The 7,322-nt window shown below is 61.2% G+C and carries 10 protein-coding genes; 5 read left to right on the plus strand and 5 right to left on the minus strand.

Translation table 11 applies throughout. The features are described from left to right. Positions 1-54: 54 nt before the first annotated feature. From P0D96_RS16675 to P0D96_RS16690, 4 genes are all read left to right on the plus strand, one after another. Entirely contained in the window at positions 55-1,476 is a 1,422-nt protein-coding gene (locus P0D96_RS16675) for an aldehyde dehydrogenase family protein (RefSeq protein ID WP_408314368.1), read from the plus strand. Positions 1,477-1,597: 121 nt separating this feature from the next. Further along, positions 1,598-1,936, plus strand: a complete 339-nt coding sequence (locus P0D96_RS16680) for a hypothetical protein (protein WP_408177328.1) — start codon at positions 1,598-1,600, stop codon at positions 1,934-1,936. 297 nt (positions 1,937-2,233) lie between these two features. Then, entirely contained in the window at positions 2,234-3,262 is a 1,029-nt protein-coding gene (trpS, locus tag P0D96_RS16685) for a tryptophan--tRNA ligase (RefSeq protein ID WP_408291773.1), read from the plus strand. A gap of 182 nt (positions 3,263-3,444) precedes the next feature. After that, positions 3,445-3,825, plus strand: coding sequence for a nuclear transport factor 2 family protein (locus P0D96_RS16690; protein ID WP_408291775.1), 381 nt, complete (start codon positions 3,445-3,447; stop codon positions 3,823-3,825). Between the two features lie 101 nt (positions 3,826-3,926). Here P0D96_RS16690 and P0D96_RS16695 read toward each other — a convergent pair whose 3' ends face one another. The 3 genes from P0D96_RS16695 to P0D96_RS16705 form a co-directional block, all read right to left on the minus strand. Beyond that, positions 3,927-4,238, minus strand: coding sequence for a hypothetical protein (locus P0D96_RS16695; protein ID WP_132378986.1), 312 nt, complete (start codon positions 4,236-4,238; stop codon positions 3,927-3,929). A gap of 211 nt (positions 4,239-4,449) precedes the next feature. Then, the gene (locus tag P0D96_RS16700; RefSeq protein ID WP_408314370.1) at positions 4,450-4,887 is read right to left on the minus strand and encodes a DUF1801 domain-containing protein; all 438 of its coding nucleotides are present in this window, start codon (positions 4,885-4,887) and stop codon (positions 4,450-4,452) included. Positions 4,888-5,093: 206 nt separating this feature from the next. Then, positions 5,094-5,555, minus strand: a complete 462-nt coding sequence (locus P0D96_RS16705) for a cupin domain-containing protein (protein ID WP_408177333.1) — start codon at positions 5,553-5,555, stop codon at positions 5,094-5,096. 177 nt (positions 5,556-5,732) lie between these two features. Between P0D96_RS16705 and P0D96_RS16710 the strand changes: the two genes are divergently transcribed. Then, positions 5,733-5,984, plus strand: a complete 252-nt coding sequence (locus P0D96_RS16710; RefSeq protein ID WP_408291780.1) for a hypothetical protein — start codon at positions 5,733-5,735, stop codon at positions 5,982-5,984. A 12-nt stretch (positions 5,985-5,996) separates the two neighbouring features. Here P0D96_RS16710 and P0D96_RS16715 read toward each other — a convergent pair whose 3' ends face one another. Together P0D96_RS16715 and ligK are read right to left on the minus strand one after the other, a co-directional pair. Beyond that, entirely contained in the window at positions 5,997-6,656 is a 660-nt protein-coding gene (locus P0D96_RS16715; RefSeq protein ID WP_408314382.1) for a substrate-binding domain-containing protein, read from the minus strand. A 44-nt stretch (positions 6,657-6,700) separates the two neighbouring features. After that, the coding region (gene ligK / locus P0D96_RS16720) for a 4-carboxy-4-hydroxy-2-oxoadipate aldolase/oxaloacetate decarboxylase (RefSeq protein ID WP_408314372.1) at positions 6,701-7,322 on the minus strand (622 nt) is incomplete at its 5' end.

Consider the following 7,322-nt stretch of genomic DNA (forward strand, 5'->3'; position numbering starts at 1 on the left):
AGCGCAATGCCGGCGGTCTATCGTGATTCGTTCGAAGCCTTCTTTGGAGCAAGCATGCAAATCATCGACAAGATTTATATCGACGGCGCGTTCGTCACGCCGCACGGCAGCGAAATGTTCGATCTCTTCAATCCGGTGACGGAGCAGCTGATCGGCCAGGTGCGCCTCGCCGACGCGCAAGACGCACGCGACGCCATCGCCGCCGCGAAACGCGCGTTTCCCGCCTTCTCGCGCGCCAGCCTGCGTGAACGCATCGACATGCTAAAGCGCATGCATGAAGCCGTCGTGGCAAAAGAAGACGAGCTTTACGAGGCGATCACCGAAGAATATGGCGCGCCGGTGTCGCGTGGCCGCTGGATGGCGCAGCATGCGAGCAGCGTCCTGCTCGAAGCGGCGAAGGTCTTGCAGGACTACGCATTCACGCGCCGCGCGGGCAGCGCGGAGGTCGTGATGCAACCGTTGGGCGTCGCGGGTCTGATCACACCGTGGAATAGCGATGCAGGCTTCATCTGCGGCAAGCTCGCCGCCGCTCTCGCTGCGGGCTGCACGGCCGTTATCAAGCCGAGCGAGATGAGCGCGATCCAGACGCGCATCGTGACCGAGGCGCTGCACGAAGCGGGCCTGCCCGCGGGCGTGTTCAACATCGTGACGGGGCGCGGCGACATCGTAGGCGCGGAGATCAGTTCGCATCCCGATGTCGCGAAGCTGTCGTTCACCGGTTCCACGGCGGTCGGCAAAACGATTCTGCGCACGGCATCCGACACGCTCAAGCGCGTGACGCTCGAACTCGGCGGCAAGTCGCCCGTGATCGTGCTCGACGACGCGGACTTCGACGAAGCGGTGCCGCTCGCCATTCAGGCCGGCTTCATGAATAGCGGTCAGGCGTGCATCGCGGGCACTCGCATTCTGGTGCCGCGACAACGGCTCGCGGAGTTCGAAACGCGCGTGCAGGAAGAGGTCGCGCGCAGCCAGTCAGGCGATCCGCGCGATCCGCAAACGACGGTCGGCCCGATGGTCAGCCAGAAGCAGTGGGAACGCGTGCAGCGTTATATCGGCATCGGCATAGAGGAAGGCGCGCGCCTGATCGCGGGCGGCCAGGGACGGCCGGATGGCGTGAACGCAGGTTGGTTCGTGCGCCCGACCGTTTTCAGCGATGTCACGAACGACATGACGATTGCGCGTGAGGAGATTTTCGGCCCGGTGCTGTCGATCATCGGCTATCGCGACACCGAAGAGGCAATCGCGATCGCTAACGATACCAGCTACGGCTTGCAGGCCTATGTGTTGTCGCGGGACAGGCAACGCGCGCATGAGGTCGCGTCGCGGATCGATGCGGGACGCGTCCTTGTCAACACACTGGCGCATGAGCCGGCTGCGCCGTTCGGCGGCTTCAAGCAATCCGGGATTGGGCGTGAATACGGTACGTTCGGTCTGGAAGCGTTTCTGGAGCCGAAGTCGGTGCTGGGTGTTCTCTGATTGGCCACCGCCGCCCCCCGGGAGCCTCGCGAGTCGAGGATCGATGTACGATGCCGTATAGTGGATGCACCGCTGATCTCCAGCGGCCTACCCGCAGATCGGCGCGATGGGGGACTCCAGAATGACAGTCGCAAATACATCGATGAACGGCTCTCACGGGCCCGTGCCAGAGTCGCTGCAGACATTGGTCGAGTATCTCGAACTCTCGCTCGACAAGGCGTCGAGCGTGGTCATGACGCGCCACACGACCGACGTTTGCACCGTCTACCTGGGCGACCCGGCCGGTCTGATCGAGGAAATGAAGAAGCTCGGCACGATTGCCATCCCGCTCGCCAATGAGATGCTGGAACTGACCCGCTCGGGCGTCAACGAGATGGAGATCGGCGGCCAGGCCTATCGCTTTGTACGCACTTTCACGCAGGTCGAGGACGCCGCAGCGGTCGTTTTTTCGGCGGCGTAGGCGGCGGTGTGTCATGGTTGCATGGCGGTTTGCACGGCGCGTCGGCGTGACTGGTCCGCAACAACGGAAGCGGCCGTCGCGGCGCACTTTCCGGCCCGCCGTTGACGCCATGGCGATCCGCCGCGTTATACTCTGCTAATGGATACGAAGCCGATCACGCTGATTTGTTGGTGGCGCGCCTGACTTAGGCGGCCCGTTTCCACTCGACCATCGAAACGTGATGCCGCCAGTCCTGGCGGCATTTTTGTTTGTGTGCGCTGACGGCTGGTGGTATCGACAAACGCACAACCCCAGACCATGACAGACGCAAAACCGCTCACGACCCAGCCTATTATCCTCACCGGCGACCGCACGACCGGCCCGCTGCACCTTGGCCACTACATCGGCTCGTTGCGCTCGCGCGTGCAGCTTCAGCACGAAGCACAGCAGTTCCTCCTGCTTGCCGACGCGCAGGCCATGACCGACAACGTCGGCCGGCACCAGAAAGTCACGGAAAACGTCATCGAGGTGGCGCTCGACTATCTCGCGGTCGGCATCGACCCGGCGAAGTCGACCATCGTCATTCAGTCGCAGGTGCCCGAGCTGGCGGAACTGTCCCAGTACCTGCTTAATCTCGTGACGGTCGCGCGCCTCGAGCGCAATCCGACCATCAAGGCGGAAATCGTGCTGCGCGGTTTCGAGCGGGATATCCCCGCCGGCTTTCTGACGTACCCGGTCAGCCAAGCCGCCGACATCACCGCGTTCAAGGCGACGCGCGTACCTGTCGGTGACGACCAGTTGCCGATGATCGAACAAACCAACGAACTGGTGCGCCGTTTCAACAACACGGTCGATCAACAGGTGCTGGTCGAATGCGAAGCCGTGCTCTCGCACGTTGCGCGGCTGCCAGGCATCGACGGCAAAGCCAAGATGAGCAAGTCGCTGGGGAACGCAATCACACTGGGCGCGACGCCGGACGAAATCACCAAGGCCGTGAACAACATGTACACCGACCCTAACCATCTGCGCGTCAATGATCCGGGCCAGGTGGAAGGCAATGTTGTGTTCGCGTTCCTCGACGCGTTCGAGCCGGACGTCCCGATGGTCGACGAACTCAAAGCGCACTACCGCCGCGGCGGCCTTGGCGACAGCGTGGTCAAGCGTGTGCTCAACGAACGACTGCAGTCGATGATCGCCCCCATCCGGGAGCGCCGCCGCGAGTTCGAAGCCGATCGCGCGGAGGTGCTGAACGTCCTGCGCCGCGGGACGATGCGCGCGCGGGAAGTGGCGGGTGCGACGGTATCCGAGGTGAAAGCTGCGCTTGGCCTGAATTACTTTCAGAACTGAGCGACTGGCGGCGGAGCGGCGTTTTGTCTCCGCGCGCCGGCCGAACGAACCGCGCTGCAGCGTGTATTTCGACCGAACGGGTTCTATGATAGGACGCAGTTACTGTCGATAGCGGAGCGACGCGTCCGTCCGTGTCTGCGTGCTTCTCTACGTTCACGCTGGCTGTCGCCCGGGAGATTGACATGAGCAACGCGATGCAGGTCGTCAAAGACGCATACGCCGCCTTTGGCCGGGGCGATATTGACGCGCTGCTGGCGCTGATTCCCGGTGACATTGACTGGCGAGTGGTGGGGCCCGCCAGTCTCCCGTATGCCACCCAATGTCGCACGCGCGCGGACGTGCAGCAATATTTCGATGACCTCTTTTCGGCTGAGGAAATTACCCGCCTCGAGCCTCGTGAATTCATCGATGCGGGCGAGCACATTATCGTACTCGGCTTTGTCGCGTCGACCATCAAGGCGACAGGCAAATCGTTCGAATCAGAATGGGTGCATATCTTCACAGTCAAAGACGGTCTGGTGACCCGTTGGCTGGAGTTCTTTGATACAGCCGCGCGCCCTTAGCCTTGAACGTCCCGGCTCGGGTCGATCAGCCTTCACGCTAGCGAACCACGCTTGTTTGATGACGTGGTTCGCCCTGTGGTTAGGAGCCTTCCTTGCCCGGCCTATGATTTGCCCTTGAGCGTGAATGGCGCCAGCAGAGACTGCACATCGATCTGCTGCCCCTGAAGCAGAAGCAGCCTGGCGTGAAGCACTGTGTTTTCGAGAACCAGCTTGGCGGTGCTCAGGAGGTACAGCGCATGGATGTCCGACACCGACATGTTGCCGGCCTCGACCTGGTGGTGGCGCTCGACCAGAGAGGTCATCACCAGACGCCTGAGTTCCTGCTCTCCGAAAGGAAGGTCGGCGTAGTCGATCGGGTCGTCGGCTTCGACCTCTCGCAGCATGTCAACAAGCGCTTCTGTGCTCACTTCCATGTTTCGGCTCCCACGTTATCGGTTAGGAACAGCATCGCGAGACTGCATCGTGCAATGTTCTTAGACTAACGGGTCTATTTGGGGGAGTCCAGTGTGAAGGGGCCACTTTATGCGATCTATGCAACGCTGAATGCTGAAGGTGGCCACCGCAGTCACGCCCGCACAGACCTGCGCTATGTCTTTCCACTCCAGGTAACCGACGGCCTTACCGTCACGTCGCTTTACTCCTGGTTACTTTCGCCCGCGTACTCGCGGGTGCTTTGTTCTTCTTCAAATGAGTCTGGTTATACTCAATAGCGGCGCGGACGAGATTTTTTAGCGCGCGCGCCTTGACCTTATCGCCTTCCAAAAAATCGATCGCTCGTCGCGCGTTGCCTTCGAGACCCGCATTGAAGAGCTTGTCAGGATCCGCGATGCCCTCCCCGTGCGCAAAGGTAACCTTCACCTTCCCTTTGTGCGCGTTGGCGACCGCGATCATGCCGTCGCGAGACCACACCGGGCTTCCCATCCACTTCCATTCCTCGATTATCTCCGGGTCGGACTCAAGGATGACCTTGCGGACACTCGCGAACGTTTTGCCACGCCAGTCCGTTAGTCCGGCGATCAGCTCGTCAATACGTTCCGATGCGTCTATTGGATCTTTATTCATCGATTCTGGTCTCCTTTTATACGGCCACAATGGGAGGTAGCGACTGCACCGCTTAATGAGCGCTCAGAAAAGCACGCCGTGACCGTACGGCATTGGCATTCGATCACCTACGGCAATCGTCTGGAATATAAGCACTGAGATCGTGTGTGAGTCAAGCGGGACCAACGATCCGCCGTAACGAACGCGGACAACACGTGGTTCGCCCTCTATGACTCGAGATACGGCGTGCCGTCCTTATGCACGAACCGGCCATCGGCGTTGGCGCTCATCATGTCGATATCGGAGCAGGTGGTGAGGTCATCCGGATTACGCGAGCCCACCTCCAGATAAACCGCCATCGCGGAGGAATGGTTGATCAGATGATGGCCGTTGCCGGTCCCTCGCGCAAACGTCGCACAATCACCCGCGCGCAGTAGCGTCTCGCCGTCGTCTTCGATAAGCGTCACTTCGCCCTCGAGCACATAAACGAACTCGTCCTCGTGGCTGTGCCAGTGACGCTGGCTGGACCAACCGCCGGGCGGCAAGGTCATGAGATTGACGCCGAAATCGCGAAGCCCACCCGCCTCGCCCAGACGCTTGCGCGTACGTGCAGCACAAGGCGCGTCGAATGGCGGCGGATAACCCGAGCCATTCAGTGCGGGCACAGTGGCGAGATCGACCTTGGGCATGCTGGCTCCTTGTGTCGTTTGAAGACGCGTGGAAGGAAAGTCGCAAGTGCGCCAATCCGCAGCGGGATATGCCAACCGATTCTCTACGATTTCCCGCGACATGTCGAATGAGGAAAATCAGCGCGTGTGTCTCGCCGACAATTGGTATCCTGTCAGACTGAACCAACGGACCATGCGATGAAAAAACCAACGAAACTGGCGCTTCTTGCGCTGGCATTCACGATGTTCGGTCTGTATAAATTATTTGTCGTTTTCCAGTACGCTCAATCCGGCTGTATCCAGTTTCGAACTCATCGAACATGCAGCTACGAAAACGCGGAGAATTTCCAAAGCCTGTTCGACCTCGAACTGATGTTCGCATGCGGCTGGGCTGCGGGTGCAGTGGTCTGCTGGATGGTCGCTGCGCAGGCGCAAAAGAAGGAGCGGTGAGTTCTTCAGGTTTTAAGCAGGCTCCATTCCCTGACTCAGCTTGGCTTGATCGCATTGTGACGAAGCCAGAAAAGAAAGGAACGCCTTCGCGACATGTTTCTTCGCGGATGCCGTACATATGCCGGCTGAAAAGACGGTCACGATCTGAGCTTCCGCAGGCATAGGGCCGATGACATCGATTCCCGGCAAGTGCATTAATTCGCTCAACTGCTGAAAACCCAACTCGACGTCCCCGCGTGCAACCAGTGCGCCGACCGGAACACCGGGCGGGGCCTGTACGATCCGCGATGCGAGCGCGTCGGCAATGCCCCAGCGCTCGAACAAACGGCTCAGGTTCGAACCGCTCGGGCCCGTTGAATAGCCGATACTGCGCGCCGCCAGAATCGTTTCTCGCAGTGCGGCTTCAGTGCCGACATCGGGCCGCGGTGCGCCACTTGCCACCGCGATCGCCACGCCCGAACGGGCCACGTCGACCCGGCTGCCCGAAACGACATGGCCGGCAGCCTCCAGCTGATCGATCATATCGGCAGCGAGTACGACAAAGTCGAACCCGTCGCCGTTCTCGACGCGACGTGCGGCATCGACACCGCCAACAGACCTGACGACCACAGGCTGCCCCGTTAGTCGCTCATAGTCCTGGACCGCCTCGGCGAGCACCTGGCGCGTGGCCATCGACGAGATGCCAGTGAGCTGCTCACTCATGGTTTCTCTGCCTCTCAATCGATGTAACGCAGCCCGGCCTGTTTTAGCGGCTCGCGCATGCTGTACATATCGAGGCCGAGCACACCCGAAGCCAGCTTCGCACGCTTCCCGCCTTCGTTGGCTTCGCGCGCCGCGGCCTTGTCGAGCACCTTCCGCGCCGACGCCGCGGGGACCACCACCACACCGTCTTCATCCGCGACGACGACATCGCCCGGATTCACCAGCGCCCCGGCGCATACCACCGGAATGTTCACCGAACCGAGCGTCGCCTTGACCGTCCCTTTGGCCGAGATCGCCTTGCTCCACACGGGGAATTTCATCTCCGCCAGCACGCTCACGTCGCGTACACCGGCGTCGATGATGAGACCCTGCGCGCCGCGCGCCTTGAAGCTCGTCGCCAGCAGGTCGCCGAAATAGCCGTCCGTGCAGTCCGCCGTGACTCCGGCGATGACGATATCGCCCGGCTGGATCTGTTCCGCCGCGACGTGCAGCATCCAGTTGTCGCCCGGCTGCAGCAGCACCGTGACGGCCGTGCCGTGGGCGCGCGCGCCGGCATAGATCGGACGCATATAAGGCTTCAGCAGACCGACACGACCCATTGCCTCGTGCACGGTGGCGGTTCCGAGCGCACCGAGC

The organism is Paraburkholderia sp. RL17-347-BIC-D (assembly GCF_046027915.1).
In the GTDB taxonomy this organism is placed as follows: domain Bacteria; phylum Pseudomonadota; class Gammaproteobacteria; order Burkholderiales; family Burkholderiaceae; genus Paraburkholderia.